18 protein-coding genes and 1 other annotated feature are annotated in these 18,638 nt (G+C 47.6%); of the genes, 9 read left to right on the top strand and 9 right to left on the bottom strand.

The window, feature by feature from the left end:
• The first annotated feature begins 2 nt into the window (after nt 1-2).
• Nucleotides 3-272, top strand: a binding site (T-box leader).
• A 46-nt stretch (nt 273-318) separates the two neighbouring features.
• The 4 genes from ileS (at nt 319) to ACM6JA_RS09520 (ending at nt 6,553) form a co-directional block, all read left to right on the top strand.
• Complete coding sequence (gene ileS, locus ACM6JA_RS09535; RefSeq protein WP_414852094.1) at nt 319-3,096, top strand: isoleucine--tRNA ligase; 2,778 nt, start codon at nt 319-321, stop codon at nt 3,094-3,096.
• A 156-nt stretch (nt 3,097-3,252) separates the two neighbouring features.
• Nucleotides 3,253-4,026 (top strand): TraR/DksA C4-type zinc finger protein, encoded by a 774-nt coding sequence (locus tag ACM6JA_RS09530; protein WP_414852093.1) that lies wholly within the window; start codon nt 3,253-3,255, stop codon nt 4,024-4,026.
• 19 nt (nt 4,027-4,045) lie between these two features.
• Complete coding sequence (locus tag ACM6JA_RS09525; RefSeq protein WP_414852242.1) at nt 4,046-5,164, top strand: mandelate racemase/muconate lactonizing enzyme family protein; 1,119 nt, start codon at nt 4,046-4,048, stop codon at nt 5,162-5,164.
• 15 nt (nt 5,165-5,179) lie between these two features.
• Entirely contained in the window at nt 5,180-6,553 is a 1,374-nt protein-coding gene (locus tag ACM6JA_RS09520) for an MFS transporter (RefSeq protein ID WP_414852092.1), read from the top strand.
• Nucleotides 6,554-6,627: 74 nt separating this feature from the next.
• On the opposite strand, the gene ACM6JA_RS09515 is transcribed toward ACM6JA_RS09520, so the two are convergent.
• Nucleotides 6,628-7,101: an NUDIX domain-containing protein gene (locus ACM6JA_RS09515; RefSeq protein ID WP_414852091.1), complete on the bottom strand. Its 474-nt coding sequence runs from the start codon at nt 7,099-7,101 to the stop codon at nt 6,628-6,630.
• Nucleotides 7,102-7,115: 14 nt separating this feature from the next.
• Nucleotides 7,116-8,045, bottom strand: coding sequence for an NAD(P)/FAD-dependent oxidoreductase (locus ACM6JA_RS09510; RefSeq protein WP_414852090.1), 930 nt, complete (start codon nt 8,043-8,045; stop codon nt 7,116-7,118).
• Between the two features lie 237 nt (nt 8,046-8,282).
• Between ACM6JA_RS09510 and ACM6JA_RS09505 the strand changes: the two genes are divergently transcribed.
• The 3 genes from ACM6JA_RS09505 (at nt 8,283) to ppsA (ending at nt 13,152) form a co-directional block, all read left to right on the top strand.
• Nucleotides 8,283-9,644 (top strand): LCP family protein, encoded by a 1,362-nt coding sequence (locus ACM6JA_RS09505; RefSeq protein WP_414852089.1) that lies wholly within the window; start codon nt 8,283-8,285, stop codon nt 9,642-9,644.
• 84 nt (nt 9,645-9,728) lie between these two features.
• On the top strand, nt 9,729-10,325 hold the full coding sequence (locus tag ACM6JA_RS09500) for an Hsp20/alpha crystallin family protein (RefSeq protein ID WP_414852088.1): 597 nt from the start codon (nt 9,729-9,731) through the stop codon (nt 10,323-10,325).
• A 211-nt stretch (nt 10,326-10,536) separates the two neighbouring features.
• On the top strand, nt 10,537-13,152 hold the full coding sequence (gene ppsA / locus ACM6JA_RS09495) for a phosphoenolpyruvate synthase (protein ID WP_414852087.1): 2,616 nt from the start codon (nt 10,537-10,539) through the stop codon (nt 13,150-13,152).
• An 86-nt stretch (nt 13,153-13,238) separates the two neighbouring features.
• Here ppsA and ACM6JA_RS09490 read toward each other — a convergent pair whose 3' ends face one another.
• Genes ACM6JA_RS09490 through ACM6JA_RS09465 form a run of 6 tightly spaced genes read right to left on the bottom strand, consistent with a single transcriptional unit; the run spans nt 13,239 to nt 15,176 of the window.
• A complete protein-coding gene (locus ACM6JA_RS09490) occupies nt 13,239-13,454 on the bottom strand; it encodes a spore germination protein (protein WP_007717765.1) in 216 nt (71 codons plus the stop codon).
• A 3-nt stretch (nt 13,455-13,457) separates the two neighbouring features.
• A complete protein-coding gene (locus ACM6JA_RS09485; RefSeq protein ID WP_414852086.1) occupies nt 13,458-13,850 on the bottom strand; it encodes a spore germination protein GerPE in 393 nt (130 codons plus the stop codon).
• 14 nt (nt 13,851-13,864) lie between these two features.
• Complete coding sequence (locus ACM6JA_RS09480) at nt 13,865-14,056, bottom strand: spore gernimation protein (RefSeq protein WP_414852085.1); 192 nt, start codon at nt 14,054-14,056, stop codon at nt 13,865-13,867.
• Complete coding sequence (locus tag ACM6JA_RS09475; protein ID WP_414852084.1) at nt 14,053-14,661, bottom strand: spore germination protein GerPC; 609 nt, start codon at nt 14,659-14,661, stop codon at nt 14,053-14,055. Before ACM6JA_RS09475 ends, ACM6JA_RS09480 begins: the two co-directional genes overlap by 4 nt.
• A 21-nt stretch (nt 14,662-14,682) precedes the next feature.
• Nucleotides 14,683-14,928 (bottom strand): spore germination protein GerPB, encoded by a 246-nt coding sequence (locus tag ACM6JA_RS09470; protein WP_414852083.1) that lies wholly within the window; start codon nt 14,926-14,928, stop codon nt 14,683-14,685.
• Complete coding sequence (locus ACM6JA_RS09465) at nt 14,925-15,176, bottom strand: spore germination protein (protein WP_016740748.1); 252 nt, start codon at nt 15,174-15,176, stop codon at nt 14,925-14,927. Before ACM6JA_RS09465 ends, ACM6JA_RS09470 begins: the two co-directional genes overlap by 4 nt.
• A gap of 147 nt (nt 15,177-15,323) precedes the next feature.
• On the opposite strand from ACM6JA_RS09465, the gene ACM6JA_RS09460 reads away from it, so the two are divergent.
• The gene (locus ACM6JA_RS09460; RefSeq protein ID WP_414852082.1) at nt 15,324-15,521 is read left to right on the top strand and encodes a hypothetical protein; all 198 of its coding nucleotides are present in this window, start codon (nt 15,324-15,326) and stop codon (nt 15,519-15,521) included.
• An 8-nt stretch (nt 15,522-15,529) separates the two neighbouring features.
• Here the strand turns inward: ACM6JA_RS09460 and shc are convergent, their stop codons facing one another.
• Nucleotides 15,530-17,512: a squalene--hopene cyclase gene (gene shc, locus ACM6JA_RS09455; protein WP_414852081.1), complete on the bottom strand. Its 1,983-nt coding sequence runs from the start codon at nt 17,510-17,512 to the stop codon at nt 15,530-15,532.
• Between shc and ACM6JA_RS09450 the strand changes: the two genes are divergently transcribed.
• Nucleotides 17,485-18,618 (top strand): DUF2515 domain-containing protein, encoded by a 1,134-nt coding sequence (locus ACM6JA_RS09450; protein WP_414852080.1) that lies wholly within the window; start codon nt 17,485-17,487, stop codon nt 18,616-18,618. The two genes, shc and ACM6JA_RS09450, sit on opposite strands and share 28 nt — an antisense overlap.
• The last annotated feature ends 20 nt before the right edge of the window (nt 18,619-18,638 follow it).

The following is an 18,638-nucleotide window of genomic DNA, read 5'->3' as shown; positions in this document are numbered from 1 at the left end:
AATCATAGACGATGAACGGGAAGAGTACGTGAGCCAGCACTGCCTAGAGAGTCGGGAAAAGGTGAAAACCCGGCCAGTTGCTTTCGCAGAAAATCACCCGGGAGTTCAATATCCGAAAGCCCAGAAAAACCTTGATGGTGAAATTGGTGAGTAAGTGAGCGCGTCATTCCCGTTACGAATGAGTGAAGTGGAACGAATCCAATGTTGGCTTTTTTGTCGTACGGGTTTGTTCAATCAGGGTGGTACCACGGGAGCTTTCTCTCGTCCCTTTTATGGGATGAGTGAAAGCTTTTATTTATTTAAGGAGTGAATCAGGCCATGGATTACAGCAAAACCTTAGCGCTACCAAAAACAGATTTCCCCATGCGCGGAAATTTACCAAGCCGCGAGCCACAGATGCAAGCGGCATGGGAAGAGCAAAATATTTATCAACAAGTGTTAGATCGTACGAAAGACCGCCCGTCTTTTGTCTTACATGATGGCCCTCCGTATGCAAATGGAGACATCCATATCGGTCACGCACTGAACAAAATCCTCAAGGACTTCATCGTTCGCTACAAATCCATGGCAGGCTTTTATGCGCCGTACATCCCAGGCTGGGATACACATGGTTTGCCGATTGAGCAAGCGATTATCAATGCACAAGGGCTGGATCGCCGCAGCATCGAAGTGAACGATTTCCGCCAGCGCTGTGAAGAGTATGCTTGGTCCTACATCGACAAGCAACGCGACCAATTCAAGCGTCTGGGCGTTCGCGGAGATTGGGAAAACCCTTATGTGACACTCTTGCCTGAGTATGAAGCCAACCAAATTCGCGTATTCGGCGAAATGGCGAAAAAGGGTTATATTTACAAAGGTCTGCGCTGCGTGTACTGGTCTCCGTCTTCTGAGACTGCTTTGGCTGACGCAGAAATCGAATACAAAGACAAGCGCTCTCCTTCTATTTATGTCAGCTTCCAGGTAGCAGATGGAAAAGGCAAGCTGGACACAGAAACAGACGTTGTTATCTGGACAACGACTCCGTGGACATTGCCAGCAAACCTTGCGATCAGCCTGCACCCTGAACTCGAGTACAACGTAGTGAAGGTAGATGGCCGCAAATTCCTGGTAGCCAACGGTCTGATTGAAGCTGCGAGCAAAGAAATTGGCTGGGAAGGCGTAGAGATTCTCGCGACCTTTAAAGGTCAAGATCTGGAAGGCGTAGAAACTCAGCATCCGTTCTACGATCGCAAGTCTCCACTCATCCTGGGTGAGCACGTAACCTTGGATGCAGGTACTGGTTGCGTTCATACTGCTCCAGGCCACGGGGAAGATGACTTTAACGTTGGTCAAAAATACAATTTGGGTGTCCTTTGCCCGGTAGATCACGAAGGTAAAATGACCAATGAGGCACCAGGCTTTGAAGGTCTGTTCTACGAAGATGCCAACAAAGTGATTACAGAAAAGCTGAAAGAAAACGGAGCACTTTTGAAGCTCAATTTCTTCACGCACTCCTACCCACATGACTGGCGTACGAAAAAACCGGTTATCTACCGCGCGACAGAGCAATGGTTCGCGTCTATCGACGGATTCCGTGCGCAAATGCTCGAAGCGATTAAAAATGTAAAATGGATTCCGCATTGGGGAGAAACTCGTCTGGCAAACATGATTGCGGATCGTGGCGACTGGTGCATTTCCCGTCAGCGTGTATGGGGTGTACCGATTCCAATCTTCTATTGCAAAGCGTGTAACGAGCCGATCATTAACGACACGACGATCAACCATGTTGCTGATCTGTTCCGCAAAGAAGGATCGAAAGTATGGTTCTCCCGTGAAGCAAATGAGCTCGTTCCAGAAGGGCTTTCTTGCACCAAATGCGATTGCAAGGAATTCCGCAAAGAAACGGATATTATGGACGTTTGGTTCGACTCCGGTTCCAGCCACCAGGCTGTTTTGCGCGAAAGAGGCATTGCTTGGCCAGCCGACATGTATCTGGAAGGCTCTGACCAGTATCGTGGCTGGTTCAACTCTTCTCTCTCGACGGGTGTTGCTGTGTATGGCACAGCTCCTTACAAATCCGTCCTGAGCCACGGCTTTGCATTGGATGGAGAAGGACGCAAAATGTCCAAATCCCTCGGAAACGTCATCGTGCCTCAACAAGTAATCGATAAGATGGGCGCAGACATCTTGCGTCTGTGGGTAGCTTCTGTTGATTATCAGGCTGATGTGCGCATTTCCGATGCGATTCTGAATCAGATCGCTGAAGTGTACCGCAAAATCCGCAATACGTTCCGCTTCCTGTTGGGTAACCTGGATGGATTTAATCCAGCAACAGACCGCGTAGCGTACGAAGAGCTGGGAGAGCTGGATCGTTATGTTCTCGCGAAAGCGGCAAAAGTATCGAAGCGTACACGCAAAGCGTACGATGAATATCAGTTCCATACCGTTTTCCATGCCGTTCACAACTTCTGCGTTATTGATTTGTCCGCGTTCTATCTGGACATTTGCAAGGATCGCCTGTATGTAGAGGCGCCAGATAGTTTGAAACGACGCACTGCACAGACAGTGATGTACGATTGCTTGATCAGTCTGGTGAAGCTGGTTGCTCCACTGTTGCCGCATACAGCCGATGAGGTGTGGGCGTTCATTCCAGGCGTAGAAGAGAAGAGTGTGCAGTTGACGGATATGCCAGAAGGCGACGAACAACATCTCAGCTTTGCAGCAGAAGCAGAGAGCAAATGGGATGCGTTCCTGGCGATCCGAGATGAGGTTCTCAAAGCCATGGAAGAAGCGCGCCGCAACAAGGTGTTCGGCAACTCCGTTGATGCGAAGCTGGCTCTGTACCCACAAACGGAAGAAGTTGCGAAAACATTGGCAGCAATGGACGATCTGGCTGACCTGTTCATCGTGGCTCACGTGGATGTATACAGCGGTTCTGCTCCGGCAGAAGCGGTACAACTCGAAGGAATTGCTGCTGTGGTCTCTGCCGCAGACGGTGGAAAATGCGAGCGTTGCCGCGTAGTGAAACCGGATGTTGGCACTCGCGAGGCTCACGCGTCGCTCTGCGTACGTTGCGCAGATATCGTAGAACAACACTACGCACATGTAACAGAATAAAAATCGGTTGATTAACCTGTCATTCCCTTTGGGGGTGGCAGGTTTTTTGCTGTGAAAAACATCATGATGCTTTTCATAAAGGTGGATATGGTTGTTTTGTTGGTCATATTTCCTACGGGACCAAGACATACTACCTGTTGAGGAAACCAAACAAAGGTGGTGTACAGCGTGGACCAAAAGATGGTGGCCAGCTTCCGGGAAAAGCTGCTGGAACAGAAAAAAGAACTGGAAGACCGCGTACAGGACCATTATGGCATGAGAGAACCGATGACAACCTCTTTGCAGGAGTTTGCCATGTACGATAACCATCCGGCAGATATCGGCAGTGAGATGTTTGAACGGGAAAAAGATTTGGCCCTAGACAGTCTCGATCGTGAGACATTAAAAGAGATTGATCAGGCGCTACTGCGTATGGAGGAAGGCACCTACGGGCTGTGTACGGTCTGTGGAGAGCAAATACCAGTGGAGCGACTGGAAGCACTGCCTCAGGCACAAACGTGCAAGGAGCATGCACCAGCGCCGTCAATCAACGAGTCGCGTCCGATTGAGGAACAGTTTTTGCAGCCGCCGTTCGGTCGTACATCTCTGGATGAAAAAGAAGACCAGAACGGATTCGACGGTGAGGATGCTTGGCAAATTGTCGAGTCATGGGGGACATCCAGCACGCCTTTTTCGTACCAGGAACCCGACAAAACGGATTACGACGAAATGTATATCGAGAGCAATGAGCCGGATGGCTTTGTAGAAGCCGTAGAGGAAATCGGTTATACCGATATTGAAGGCTATCATGGACCGGACAGTGTGCATTTTATGAGAAGCGGGACGTATGAGGAGTACATGAGAAAAGGAGAAGGGAAAGGAAACTTCCTCTCCTATGACGATTACGAAGGAGAGCAAGCAGAACGAGAGGGATTGGATGACTACTCATGAGCAGATAGCGGTCATTGACCTGCAAATTGAGCGAGTGGAAACGTATCCACTACTTTATCGTCTATCGCAAGCTTACGGCGATGCGAATGGGTATAAGCGTTATCGAACCAGTTATCTCATTCGGATTATCACAAGGGCTGGAATAGATGGCTGGGGAGAAATTATCGACTGGCTGCCGACGCTCCATAAGGGCTTTTGTGAGCGCATCATTCCGTACTTGCTGGGTAAGCAGGTGGACAACAGAGTAGCCATTGTCGATGTCATAGGAAAGTGGCATCAGCGATCGGCTTCAGGTGTCAGTATGGCACTTACGGAAATTTTGGCGAAAGCGGCGGGGCTATCTGTTTGCCAACTGTGGGGAGGCCAGGTTCATCCTGGTATCCCGGTGTATGCCTCCCTCCAATCCTACCGTGAAACAGAAGACTGGATGCAGCAGTCATGGAAGCAAGTCAGCCAGCAAGTCGACGACGGCTTCAAGATGGTGAAAGTAAAGATTGGTGGACGCTCTGTTCAAGAGGATCAGACGCACATCGAAAAACTGATGAATTTGCTTCCCGAACAAGTTCAAGTAGCGGTAGATGCCAATCAGAGCTACGACAGTGCGACTGCAAGGAAGTGGGAGGGGCTTTTTTCCCGTTATGGCAATTGGCTTTGGCTGGAGGAGCCGATGCCCATGGATCGTACAAACGAGTATATCAAGCTTCGTTCGTCATTATCCATCCCGCTTGCTGGTGGAGAAAACTTGATTCGCTTCGCACAGTTTTTGCCCTTGTATGAGGGGGGCGCCATCGATATTGCTCAGCCTGACCTGATGCATACGGGGGGCATTGACGATTATCGAACGCATCTACAAATGGCCCGTCAGTTTGGCTATCGCGTGTCTCCACATTCCTTTGACGGATCACTGGCACGATTGTATACGTTATTTGCACAGGCGTGCTTGCTGGCATGGACCAAGATGGATAGCCATCCGATTGAGCCTGTCGAATGGGATGTCATGGAGAACCCGTTTTCACAATTGTTTCCGCTGCGACCCATAAATGGCGAAGTGTCGCTTCCTACTGGCGTGGGAATAGGCGTTGAACCTGACTGGGAGATTATTAACGCGTTGCGCTGGGATGGTAGCGCTTATGCGTAAGACAAGGAGTTTCGTATGGCACAAAATGCGAAAAACCTGATTGGGCTTGTCGGGGTTCCATTAGTTATGGTGCTAGGCAACTCGATGCTGATTCCTGTACTGCCTACAATGAAAACAGAAATGAAGCTCACTGCCTTACAGACGAGCTTGTTGATCACTGCTTTTTCGATTGCAGCAGGTATTGTTATCCCTTTTGCCGGCTATTTGTCAGATCGATTTGGGAGAAAAATTGTCATTATCATCTCCCTTGCCTTGTACGGTCTTGGTGGTTTGCTTGCAGGGCTTGCCGCGTTGTGGATAGATCAACCCTATATGGCGATCATGGGAGGGCGAGTCTTGCAGGGGATCGGGGCCGCCGGGACAGCGCCCATTGCTATGGCATTGGTAGGGGATCTGTTCGATGGTGCCTCGGAGAGTAGGGCATTGGGGCTGTTGGAGACATCAAACGGGATGGGAAAAGTATTAAGTCCGATTTTTGGCTCCTTGCTTGCTCTCATTTCTTGGTACATGGTCTTTTTAGCTTTTCCAATTATTTGCGGTGTCGTCCTCCTGATGTTTTTATTTCTGACCAAGGAAAAGAAACAGGATAAGAAGCCGCTCCCCGTCAAGCAGTACATGCATTCGATCGCGCAGGTATTTAAACAGCATGGAAAATGGCTTGTCCCCGCGTTTTTTATTGGGAGCATCTGCTTGTTCACGTTGTTTGGTGTACTGTTTTACCTGTCTGATTTACTGGAGGAAAAATACAAGATCGATGGTGTCATCAAAGGCTTCTTTTTGGCGATTCCCTTGCTTGTGATGAGTATCGCGGCATATGTGACAGGAATCATCATCAAAAAGAAGCTGAAGCTGATGCGTCTGTTTGTGATTATCGGCATGTTTTTGCTGGCTACGTCTTACATTCTGGCCAGCTTTGTCAAAGGAGCTTATGTCCTGATTGGCATTTTGGTCATCGGCAGCGCGGGGACGGGAATGATTTTACCGTGCTTGAACTCCATGATCGTTGGGGCCGTACAAAAAACAGAGCGGGGCATGATTACTTCTTTGTATAGCGGTGTCCGTTTTATCGGTGTTGCGATTGGCCCACCTATTTTTACCTGGTTGCTCGGGATTTCTCGGACGGTCATGTTTCTATCAATCGCAGGTTTATCGCTCGTTTTCGCCGTGCTTGCGATCTTTTTCTTGAAGCCCAAGCAGGTCGAGCAGCAAGGACAAGGGACAAAAGACAGCGAGACAAATGGGTGGCGGCAAATATCAGAGGTACTGGGAATTGAACCAGAAACGGTACACGAGGTACAACGTGAGAGAGCCATCGAAAAGTATGGCTTTGATCCAAATGAGCTCGTCAAGCGTGTGTTGTCGGGAAAGAAGGAAAAGGAAAAACAATAAACAGGCTGTCTCTGTCGGTCATTCTCACCGAATACAATACCGGGGAGCGACAGGGACGAGCCTGTTTATAATGGCTAGGACTCCGCAAAGGGATGACGTAAAGCTCGTTCGAGTGCGAGCGGATACACATCATCTTGCAGAATGCGACTAAACTCTTGATTGCCTTTTACATCTCGCGGGATATCCGCAAACACAATGGTAGCAAGCACATCTGAGCCGCTTGGCTGGTTTGTATAATGTGCTACCTTTGCGATATAAATGTCTTTTCGCATCGAGTCGTCGATGGTGTACTGTCCGATGCGCTCAATCCCTTCCAGAATGGCGCCGGTTTCTTCATAAACCTCTCGAACTGCTGCCGCCAGGCTGTTTTCACCCGCTTCTACTTTTCCCCCTGGTAGCTCCACACCGCGTGTACGATGGCGAGTAAATAACAGCTTTCCCTGATAAAAAGCGAAGATCAGCACGTGACCTGCTTGGTGGTTACGATACTCTTCGGGGGAAAAGGTTAGCTTGACAGGTAAGCCGAAATCGTCGTAAAAAGCGTACATGCAAAGCGCTCCTTCTACAGGCTCATTGATCTATTGTTTTGAATTTGCAAGGAAATATGCTTGACTGCCTTCATCGCTTGACCAACTGCCAGTGCCAAACTCGCATAAGCGGCTCCGTTGCTCACATCTCCGACTGCGTATATCCATGGAGAGTTCACTCGTTGATACGAATCCGTTTGCAAATAGTCATCACCAAACGTGTCCAAGCCTTCGAGACCCGTTGTGTTTCCATGAACACCAATTCGTGGCAGAATCCAATCGACTACGATCGTCTCTGGATTGCCTGCGCGCGTAGAAGTGAGTGTCAGAACCGTCCGTGCCTCTTCGTCCTGATAGTCAGTTACTTGTGTTTCCCACAGGACTTGGATGTTGGGTAGGCCTGTGATTTTCTTTTGCCATTCGGGACGAGCACGCCACTCACTGCTCCGAACCAACAGATAAACTTGTCGGGCATGGAAGCTCAAATTTGCTGCACTCTCTAATGCACGATCTCCTCCGCCAATAACGGCGATATCTTGACCGGAGATGGTGTGCGCTTGGGCAGTTGTAGAAAACCAAGGATTCAGGACGCTCGGACAATCAGCTAAGGCCGGTATTTCATTCCAGCCAACTCCTGTGGCGATGAGTAGATTGTCGACACGATAAACGGATTTCGAAGTGATTACCTGTTTCGTTTCCCGATCAATGGAAAGTATGGCTTCGTTCAATCGTATGTTTGGCTGCTGGATGAAAGGATGTGCGATCAGTACCTTTACAAGGGCAGCTCCCTGGTCATATACAAGGGGCGGAAAGTCGGTAATCTCGTTGTAAATGTGATGCAATTGGCCGCCGAGTCTATCCGTTTTTTCGATAAGAAGACAAGAAAGACCTAATCGTTGGCACCATATTGCTGCGGACAACCCTGCGATGCCGCCACCTGCGATCAGCACCTGTATGTGTTCCACTCTCAAGTCCCTCCGATTCCCTTATTCATCTATCTGATTTTCCTCAGTTTTAGACTACCTGTTTCGATTCGCAAGTGCAAGAACTCTCAGGGAAAACCGATCGAGTTGAATCGGCAGGATTCTACATTTTGACGGAAGATTGTGGTAAAATAGGACAAAAGTTTTCCAGAATATATTGAAAAAAGAAAAGCCCAAAGCACTATGGACCCCGTGATTTTAAAAAGGAGTGAACCGAACGTGCAAGCCAAGAATGACAAGCCTCAAGCTCCTGCAAAACAGCCGCGTAAACGAATCAAGCGTGGCCAGCGAAGCAAGCGGATGTATCTGCTCTTGGCGGGTTGCTTATTCCTCTGTTTGTTGGCCGTAGGAGCAGGCTTCGCCCTCAACCAGTTTAACAAGACACTGGACATCGTAACGCAAGACCCTTACAAGCTACCGGATCAACCTGTAGTAGAAAAGCCGTACGAACAAAAGAAATCAATCGCCTTTGTCATCGTCGGGGTGGATACGCGCAAAAACATCGGCATGTTGAACACGGATGTTCTGGTCGTCGCAGTCGCCAATCCGGTTACGCAAAAGCTGAGCATGGTATCGTTGCCCCGTGATACCCGCGTTCAAATTCCAGGATATCCAGGCTATCACAAGGTTAATGAAGTATTTGCATTAGGGGAAAATATCAGGAAAGATGCGGAAATCAAAGGGAAACCTGTTACAGAAAATGGCATGACGATGCTCAAAAAAACATTGAATCACATGCTGGGAATATCGGTTGAGCATTACGTGCAGCTTGACTTTGAGGGCTTCACAGCGGTCATTGACAAGCTGGGCGGGATTACGGTTGATGTAGATCGCGATCTCGTATACGAATTGCCGAAGCAAGGTGTATACCGTAATTTGAAAAAAGGGAAACAAGTATTGAACGGAGAGCAGGCACTCGGCTTCGTCCGTCATCGCATCGACAGACGTGGAGACGCTTACAACTCGAGCGACTTCGATCGCAATCGCAGACAGCAGCAGGTAATCCGAGCTGTGGCAGAAAAGAGCATGTCTCTGGATGGGATATCGAGTTTGACAGCCGTATTGGATACCGTTGGTCAACATATCAAAACCGATCTCTCACAAAACCAAATAAAAGGATTGGCACTCGATTTTGCCAGCTTTTCGTCAAGCAACATGGTTACTTTGGATAATGGGGCGATCTGGAGCTCTCCTTATTCCTTGTGGCCGAGGGAGAACATGCAAGCTGTTCGAACTGCCTTGCAAACAGAAGTGGGGGCAGCTGGAGCGAGCGAACAGCTCAGTGATGCAGCTGTAGCGGAAGTAGCCAAGGTCGAAATGAAAGCAGAGAAGAGAACACCAGCTCCGAAGCCCAAGCCCACGACAGGTACAAAAGAGCAGCCCAAAACACAAAAACCAGCCACACCATCACCAAATCCGGCGCCAGAATCAACACAGGAGCCTGTAACACCGCCAACTGTACCAGATGGAAATGGCGGCGAATCCAATCCTGAGTCGACGGATAGTAATATGCCACCACCAGATATTTTGGCTCCGCCTACACCAGCTACAGATAGTGCTGATGTAGGGCAAACTGGATGATCTTGAGCACACTCCCCAGGCAAAAGCACATATTCTATCGTACAAAGACAGTCTTGCCTTTGCTGGGGAGGGAGTGCGGAAGTGATGAAAAACCTGCAAGAGACCATGAAGCAGTTACAAAAAGCATCTGAAAGTTTGTCCAAGCTCGGCTTTGACCCAGATCATCCGTGGAAAGCATTGAGCCAGATGGGGCAGGTGCTGGATACGAACTTTTGGGAGAATATCGCGTCGCTCAATAAGCAAGCAGCACAAAAGACGGCCACCGCCGCCGCGCCAAATGTACCACCCGTGAAAAAGGGGAAAAAAAAGACGAAGGAAAAACCGATGCGTTTCATGCAGGTAGACGATTCGCATTTTTCCCCAGCCTCGGATATTTTCCAATCAGAGCAAATGGTCATTGTTTCCTGTGAACTGCCGGGCTTCGATCGCGATAGTCTGGAGATTACCCTCTCCGACCAACGGTTGCTGGAGGTCAAGGGGATCATCAAAGAAAGTGAGCACCAGGGTCTCCGTACACAAGGGGAAAGAAGCTATGGCCCCTTTTATCGCAAGCTGGCTTTACCGGTTTCCGTTAGTTCAAAAGGGATGAAGGCCCAGTATCAGGACGGGGTGTTAGAAATCTATTTGATGCGTGATGGAGCTGCGAACGAACGAAAAACAACATTTAAAGCGAGCGTGTAAAAGCAGGTGGTAGTGGAAAAATCAAAAAAGAACCTGGATATGTCTACCAGGTTCTTTTTTATTGCACATAAACAGACACGATGATATAATCAGATCACGACTGTTTATGCATATGTAGTCATAATTATTGCATCTTACACTTTAATCGTACCATGCTGGTGAACTCTTGTCAAATGTTTTTTCTCAATTTAATGGTTAGGAGAGATATTGAATGAGTTCTTTGGTTCTCAGTTTTCAGGAGATGGAAAAAACGCAGCTTTTACTCGTTGGCGGAAAAGGGTTACATTTAGGGGAATTGTCAAAAATTCAAGGAATACAAGTACCGGAAGGATTTTGTGTGACAACAGTGGGATATCAAAAGGCCATCGAACAAAACGAAAGGTATCGTGCTTTGTTGGATCGACTAGCCATGCTAAAAGTACAAGATCGAGAACAAATTGGTGAGATCAGCAGGAAGATTCGACAAATCATTATGGAAATAGAAATTCCTTCCGATGTTGTGAAAGCCGTTACTCACTATCTCTCCCAATTCGGAGAGGAGCATGCCTATGCAGTGCGTTCCAGTGCGACTGCTGAAGATTTACCACATGCCTCTTTTGCAGGTCAACAAGACACCTATTTAAATATCATCGGCAAAGAAGCAATCTTGCAGCACATCAGCAAATGTTGGGCTTCCCTATTTACGGATCGCGCGGTAATCTACCGGATGCAAAATGGATTTGACCACCGTCACGTTTATTTATCCGTTATCGTTCAAAAAATGGTTTTCCCACAGGCTTCCGGTATTTTATTTACCGCTGATCCCATTACATCCAACCGGAAGTTGCTATCAATCGACGCCAGTTATGGACTTGGAGAGGCACTGGTCTCTGGCCTGGTATCTGCTGATTGTTATAAAGTGCAGGAAGGGGAAATCGTCGATAAGAGGATAGCAACCAAAAAATTGGCTATCTTTGGACGAAAAGAAGGTGGAACAGAGACAAAGCAGATCGATCCTGATCAGCAAAAGACCCAAACACTTACTGAACCACAAATATTACAACTGGCACGCATTGGAAGACAGATCGAAGCTTATTTTGGTTGCCCACAAGATATCGAATGGTGTTTGGTTGATGATACTTTTTCTATTGTCCAGAGTCGTCCCATCACGACTTTATACCCCATCCCTGAAGCGAATGATCCAGATAATCATGTCTATGTATCTGTTGGCCATCAACAAATGATGACTGACCCCATGAAACCATTAGGACTGTCTTTTTTCCTGTTAACGACTCCTGCACCTATGCGCAAAGCGGGTGGAAGGTTGTTTGTTGATGTTACAAATATGCTAGCTTCACCTGACAGCAGACAACTCATATTAGATACCCTGGGACAATCCGATCCGCTTATAAAAGACGCGCTTATGAACGTAATAGAGCGAGGAGATTTTATACCATTGATACCGATAGATAAAAAAGAGCAGAGTCCCGGTAAAAGCAAGAAAGGTATGTCATCTTTGGGTTTTCAAGAACAATTCGAAAACGATCCGACAATTGTTTCTGATTTGATTAAGCGTAGTCAAACATCGATCGAAGAGTTAAAGCATAACATCCAAACGAAATCAGGACCGGATTTATTTGATTTTATTCGAGAAGACATCCAGCAATTAAAGAAAATTCTTTTTGATCCACAAAACATAGGTGTGATTACGGCTGCTATGAATGCTTCAAAATGGATCAATGAAAAAATGAACGAGTGGTTGGGGGAAAAAAACGTAGCAGACACGCTTTCTCAATCTGTGCCACACAATATTACTTCGGAAATGGGGCTGGCACTCATGGATGTTGCAGATGTCGTTCGTCCTTATCCAGAAGTAATTGATTTTTTACAGCATGTAAAAGAAGATAACTTTTTGGATGAACTGGTTCAGTTTGAAGGTGGACAGGAAACCCAAGCCGCTATCTATGCTTATCTCACGAAATACGGAATGCGATGTGCTGGCGAAATCGATCTTACGAAAACTCGTTGGAGTGAAAAACCAATGACGCTTGTCCCTATGATTCTAGGTAACATCAAAAACTTTGAGCCGAATGCTGGAAATCGGAAATTCGAACAAGGGCGACAGGAAGCTTTGGAAAAAGAGCAAGAGCTATTAGATCGATTGAAGCAATTACCGGATGGTGAACAAAAAGCCAAAGAAACAAAACAAATGATCGACCTCATTCGGAATTTCAGCGGCTATCGGGAATATCCAAAATATGGCATGGTGAATCGCTACTTCGTTTATAAGCAGGCTTTACTGAAAGAAGCCGAGCAACTCGTACAAGCAAGCGTTATTTATGAAAAAGAAGATATATACTATCTCACTTTTGAAGAACTTCACGAGGTTGTACGCACAAACAAATTGGATGTTCAGATCATCAGCAAACGAAAAGACGATTACAAGTTTTTTGAAAAACTGACTCCCCCACGTGTAATCACGTCTGATGGTGAAATCATTGCAGGTAAGTATAAACGAGAAAATCTACCAGCCAATGCGATTGTAGGTCTACCTGTTTCTTCCGGGATTATAGAGGGGCGAGCACGAGTCATCTTAAACATGGAAGATGCTGATCTAGAAGATGGAGATATATTAGTCACCTCCTTTACTGACCCTGGCTGGACACCGTTGTTTGTATCCATAAAAGGTCTTGTCACCGAAGTGGGTGGACTGATGACCCATGGGGCAGTTATCGCGCGTGAATATGGCTTGCCAGCAGTTGTTGGTGTGGAAAATGCTACCACTCTGATAAAAGACGGGCAACGAATTCGCGTGCATGGAACAGAAGGGTATATTGAAATATTGTAGTCAGGGGGCCTTGTGCCTCCTTTTTTGTTTCGTTTTTCAGCCAAAATAAAAACAGTGTCAATGAAAAGACATTAACACTGCAGGGATTAGATGTTCCCAAACATCGGTTGATCGACGACATTGGGGTCCAGTGTATTCGTTGCGTTGACACCATTGAGCGTGTTGACGACGTTACCTGTGTTGCCGCCTCCTGAACCGGAGAATGTCTTGGCGGCTGTTTTTGGCGATATGTTGAGCGTATCTCCGAAGTTAACTGTACCCGAATTATTATTGATATTGACAGCTCCAATGACAGAAGGCACAGATTACCCCCTCCCTCCAGTTTTCGGCTCTTCTTGGAAAATGTGACGAATATTTACGACTCGTGTTTCGAGTTTTATGGATTCGTTCGAACCAACATGGACAACGGAGGATCCTGCTAAGAAAGGGACTTCCACTTTTCGAATGAAAATGTACGGGCAGTCGTGGAACGTATCGATGCAAATCGAATCTGAGAGACTAGGGGGAGTTAAAGGAACGGAAAAGGCCGAGTAATTCTCAAACATAAATTCATTTTCATAGAAGATGGCCTGCTCACGTTGGACGGCTAATATGTTTGCGACAGCATCAATCTGCCGGGAATCACCTATTTGCAGAACAGATGAGGTATCGACCGAGAGAACATCCAGCTTACGGACATGACTGGTCCTTCGGTACATGGTGACAACCCTCCTTATGAAGCGGGCAGCGCAGTATCAATCGGGATCGAGGCTCCGACAATCATTTTTTCGGGTGGCGTTTCATAAATCGCTCTGAGGTCTACTGTCTGTGTGTCCCCAATAAACAGGGAAGCGGCAGAAGTGAGAGCACTGACGGAGACCTTCTTTACACAAATGGCTTCGTTTATCACTTGATACCTCATCATGGTTCGTTCACCTCACGAGGCAAATTTTTCACGAATGTTTCGCAGGTCTTGTTGATATCCCGTTTCACTTTTTGGACCGTATTTTGCACGAAAGCATCGAGCTGCTCTGGTTCTAGTTCTTCGGTGGGGAGCTCGCTCAGGTAATACTTAATCCGTTGATCGATCTGCTTTTTAATGTCATCCAAGATAAAGGCACGATAATTATTATCCAGTGGATAGTTGCACTCTGTTTCGATTCTTTCAAGAACGAGGTAGGCATCTTGCTCCAAGTATTGATAAATTTCTCTCTGGACACGGTCAAAAAGTGGGGCATTGCTTTGGTGCGGATTAGGGACATCCATCGATTGATTGATGGAAAAATCACCGATTCCTGCATCATTTCCTTTCGGGTTTAAGCCGATATTGAGAGTTCCTTCCAGTCGCTCAACTTTTAGCAGATCGAATTTGTACTCGTTTTTGATGACGGAAGGAATCTGTTTTTCCTTGAGATCATTTACATCTTGCTGCAGCTGTTCAATCATTTGCTTCAATTTCTCGATCTTATCGTTTTGCAATTGTATATAGTCATGTAACTGTTGAAAATACTGCATCATTTCGGGATCCATGTACATGACGACCATCCTTCTTCATCTAAGAGTGCCAGAGCGAACAGGTGAAGGCTGAACCAATGGAATGAGGGGCACGAATTCTTCCGCACCGGTTGTGGGGAGAGGCCCCACCTGTGGAGCTGGCTCTGTGAATCCGCCGGTGTTGTACAGCTTGGTAACGGGCTTGATAATCCCTGCGCTTCCTATTTGGCACACCGAGGAGTTGCTTATGCCTTCGATCTTGAGCGAATTGATTACGATATGTTGCGTCACAAAAAAATTCATGCGAAATCTCGTCCCTTTGCCCTGAAATCGTTCGTTTCTTCTACAAAAAGCGGGATATCATTATCGGATTGTTCATTGACGTAGACGACGCTACGTGGAATTTTAAAGGACAGATTGGTACCAGAATTGAATGATCCTCCACCCGCGAAGGTTTTGGCATAAGTGGTAGGTGCGATTTTACGGACGTCTCCGACATTGAAAACGCCGCCCACGTTGTTTACATTGATGACTCCAACGAATGCTGGCATGTTCGGCACATCCTTTTGGGAGAGATCCTCTCTGTATTGTATGTCGTAGGCCATTGGGTGTTCATACCTGTTTTTGCGACCGAATCAGTGTAAGCAGCATACGATGTATGGATAGGCCCGAGTTTTAGGAAAAGGAGTAAAAGTTCCATGAATATGAAGGTGACGAATAAAAAAATAGACGTCGGTGATTTCAGCTTTGGTGGTGTAACGAAGTCGTCGATTGTGCTGATTGGGGACACCGATGTCCTTTCCTGCTACTCTATATTTGATACGCCGCCACACGCCGTGATTTATTCACCCCAGGTTCCTCTCCAGCCGTTAGACCTTGATTTGCGAAGAGGGTAGAGGTGTTTTTACTGGTTCACGTATTTCATCTGGTAGTGGCTGAGAGCCAGCAACGGCCAAATCCAACGATAGCTGTGATAAGCAAAGTAAGTGCCGGCAGGACGTCCCCCGCCAGTCGGGTAGCGAGTTGTCCAGTCATTTGCCTGATTGTGAGTGAGCAAATAGTGAATCCCTCGTTGAAGCTCTGCTGTCGGCATTGGTGACACGGCTATCAGTGCATCGATTGCCCATGCCGTCTGCGAGGGAGTGCTTGCTCCGAGGGGGACGTACATCTTTTTTCGGTCGCTTTGGCAAGATTCTCCCCAGCCGCCGTCGGGATTTTGGATGGCAACCAGCCACGCAACCGCTTTTTGAATGGCGGGATCAGTAGGGGAAAAGCCAATCGCCATCAGCCCGGTAATCGCAGCCCATGTACCGTATAGGTAAGCAATTCCCCAACGTCCATACCAGGAGCCGTCGGACTCTTGATGTTTGAGAAGCCAGCGGACTCCTTTTTCTACATGCGGGTCAGTCAATGTTCGTCCGGCATAGTTTCCGAGGAACTCTAAGGTCCTCCCTGTCAAATCGGCAGAGGAGGGATCTGTACTGACGGTATCGGCACCTTCGATCGGCAGGTGGCGAATGAAATCAGCATCTGTATTTCGTTCAAAAGCAGGCCAGCCCCCATCGTCGTTTTGCATGGATAATAGCCATTCGAGACCGCGATTCCAAGCGGCTGCTGTTGTTATATCCGTACGGGCGAGCAGGCGCAGAGAGCGCAGAGCTGCCGTCGTATCATCAATATCCGGGTTCATGGTGTTGTAGTCAGAAAAGCCCCAACCGCCAGGCTTTCCTTTTGGATTGCGGATTTTCCAGTCACCGTACGTATGCTGCTGCTTTTGGAGAAGGTAACGATTTGCTTTTTGAATCGCGGGATGTGTAGTAGAAAGTCCGCTTTTTTGCAGAGAAGAAGCCAAGAGCGCCGTGTCCCAGACGGCTGAGGTAGCTAGCTGCAAGTGTGCGCCGTTTTCATATTCATAGACACTATTCGTAAGTCCCTGCATCGCTTTTTGGATGAGTGGGTCTTTCGGAGAAAACCCCCGAGCGAGCAGCGCAAATATCATGAAAAAGGTAGAGGTCGAATAATTGTACAGAGTTCCGTCCGGCTCGATTCTCGCCAGGATGTATTGTTCCAGGCGCCGTAGGGCGAGCTTGTGTAGTTGTCCGGGTAAAAAGGGGAGACGCTGCAAGGAATCGTGGATGGTAGCGAGGAACGGTTGGCCCTCTTTGAGGAAATGATCTAGGAATCGATGCGGATACAGCCCGCGAGTGATAGGTGTATCTGCGTATAGATCGGACAAGTCTGGCGCATCGTCAGGCTTTTTTACATATTTGCGATCAGCCACAATCATCATGGGGGCAAGATGGACACGTGCGTAGCCGACAAAATCGTAAAAGCTGACAGGGAAGCTCGGGGGCAATAGTGCAATCTCGACGGGAACAAGAAAATGCGAGGGCCATTGGTATTGGCCTGTCAAGGCTGTAGAGAATTTGGTCAGCATGTTCGCTTGTGTCAGCCCACCCTTTTCCAAAATATACGAGCGAGCCAGAGTCATTCTCGGTTCGTCCTTCGTGTATTTGCCTGATAGTAGAAGGGCGTAATACGAATCAATTGTCGTAGATAGATGGCCTTCATGCTCGTCAGGATACAGCTTCCATGCCCCATTATCGTGTTGGAGAGACGTGATGTGAGCAGTGAGCTTCTCCATCAAACGCTCATCATGAATACCCAGCGTGCGCAATAGGATGATCATGTGAGAATCTGTCATCGGTGAGCTTTCCAGACAAAAGCGCCAAGTGCCATCCTCTTGTTGGCGCTGTAACAAAAAGGTTTGAATGCGGTTAATTTCTTGCTGGACTTCACGCAACTCATTCACCTCCCGATAAAATACGGCACCAAAGGAAGAGAGGGGGAAGAGCATCGATGGGTTTGTCGTGGTACCAATACGCATCTCGCTTGCCACTTGCCAAAAATCTGGGGAAAGTCCGTACGGCGACAGCGCCATTGCCAGCACAAGATCAAAAGACGGTAGAGCGGATTAGACAGGAGACGCTCGACCACAATCGTGACAACATAGACAGAACGCGCGCCTATTTGTCGTTTTATCAAAAGCATCCACAAATTCATTGGACGCTATTGGCCCATCTCGTATCGCGCAATGCCGGATGGAGTATGACCGATTTGCGGGGAGAATTATTGCCTAGCTTGCTGCGAACAAAAGAGCAGCAGGATTATTTTTTGTTTTTGGAGCGGGGAAACTGGCTGATTTTTCACGATGCGTACCCTCAATTGTTACTGTATGAAGAGAGTGTCAGGCGACAGACCAACCTTTTTTATATACTGCCTCATTTGGGCGTCTCTACTTTTATGCAGGCGATTTGGGATCATTTCTGGAAGACCACTGACAAAGAGCTGCTCACTATTGGACTGATTATCAATGAACAAAACTACTTGGAAGAACAGGTCATGAAAGACCCGGCCTATCAAAATTCAGTGGTCCGCACAATCCCGTTTGCCCTGCAGGAGCTTTTGCGACTGAATATGATCTTGCTTCCCTATCGGAAAGTGCCTGATGTGCAGGGTAGCTCCTTGCAGCTCGCGGGTGAGCGAGTGTTTCATTTTGCCTCCTTACCAGAGAGAATCAGCTTGGGAAAAAGGCTGTACAGTCTGCTGTTCGGCGATCATAAAAGGCAGGAGACAGCGTACACTTGGGCATTGGAACAGCCACACACAGGTTCGCGAAAAGATTATTGGCCCCATCTCTTTCACGATGTGAATGACACAGCTCCTGGCAAGCCTTATCAGGTAAAACTAATGAACTGTCAGCTGCGTTCAGGGGCAAAGCGACTATTTTCCCCAACGTTGCGCCAAGTTTGGAAGCCTATCCACCATGAGCCACCAAAGGAGTTAGACTGGTACAAAAACAAGAGGGATGTATGGCGTGTGCTGACTCAGACGGAGGAGACAGCAAATTCAGCAGAAATGAGTGAAGCGTATTGTCAGGCGTTGGCAAAAATCGAGTGGGCTGTCGCAGCCAGAACGAGAATACTTAGCTAACTTGTAGTAAAATAGAAAGG

This window comes from Brevibacillus sp. IT-7CA2 (genome assembly GCF_949767855.1).
GTDB lineage: Bacteria > Bacillota > Bacilli > Brevibacillales > Brevibacillaceae > Brevibacillus.
This window is presented reverse-complemented; position numbering and strand designations above follow the sequence as displayed.

Coding starts and splice junctions, on each gene's coding strand:
- shc (WP_414852081.1), bottom strand. CDS start 17,512: ATGCGTATTGGTACCACGACAAACCCATCGATGCTCTTCCCCCTCTCT.
- ACM6JA_RS09465 (WP_016740748.1), bottom strand. CDS start 15,176: ATGCCAGCATTCGTTGGAGTCATCAATGTAAACAACGTGGGCGGCGTT.
- ACM6JA_RS09520 (WP_414852092.1), top strand. CDS start 5,180: ATGGCACAAAATGCGAAAAACCTGATTGGGCTTGTCGGGGTTCCATTA.
- ACM6JA_RS09450 (WP_414852080.1), top strand. CDS start 17,485: ATGGGTTTGTCGTGGTACCAATACGCATCTCGCTTGCCACTTGCCAAA.
- ACM6JA_RS09470 (WP_414852083.1), bottom strand. CDS start 14,928: ATGAATTTTTTTGTGACGCAACATATCGTAATCAATTCGCTCAAGATC.
- ACM6JA_RS09475 (WP_414852084.1), bottom strand. CDS start 14,661: ATGGATCCCGAAATGATGCAGTATTTTCAACAGTTACATGACTATATA.
- ppsA (WP_414852087.1), top strand. CDS start 10,537: ATGAGTTCTTTGGTTCTCAGTTTTCAGGAGATGGAAAAAACGCAGCTT.
- ACM6JA_RS09460 (WP_414852082.1), top strand. CDS start 15,324: ATGAATATGAAGGTGACGAATAAAAAAATAGACGTCGGTGATTTCAGC.
- ACM6JA_RS09515 (WP_414852091.1), bottom strand. CDS start 7,101: ATGTACGCTTTTTACGACGATTTCGGCTTACCTGTCAAGCTAACCTTT.
- ACM6JA_RS09485 (WP_414852086.1), bottom strand. CDS start 13,850: ATGTACCGAAGGACCAGTCATGTCCGTAAGCTGGATGTTCTCTCGGTC.
- ileS (WP_414852094.1), top strand. CDS start 319: ATGGATTACAGCAAAACCTTAGCGCTACCAAAAACAGATTTCCCCATG.
- ACM6JA_RS09500 (WP_414852088.1), top strand. CDS start 9,729: ATGAAAAACCTGCAAGAGACCATGAAGCAGTTACAAAAAGCATCTGAA.
- ACM6JA_RS09480 (WP_414852085.1), bottom strand. CDS start 14,056: ATGATGAGGTATCAAGTGATAAACGAAGCCATTTGTGTAAAGAAGGTC.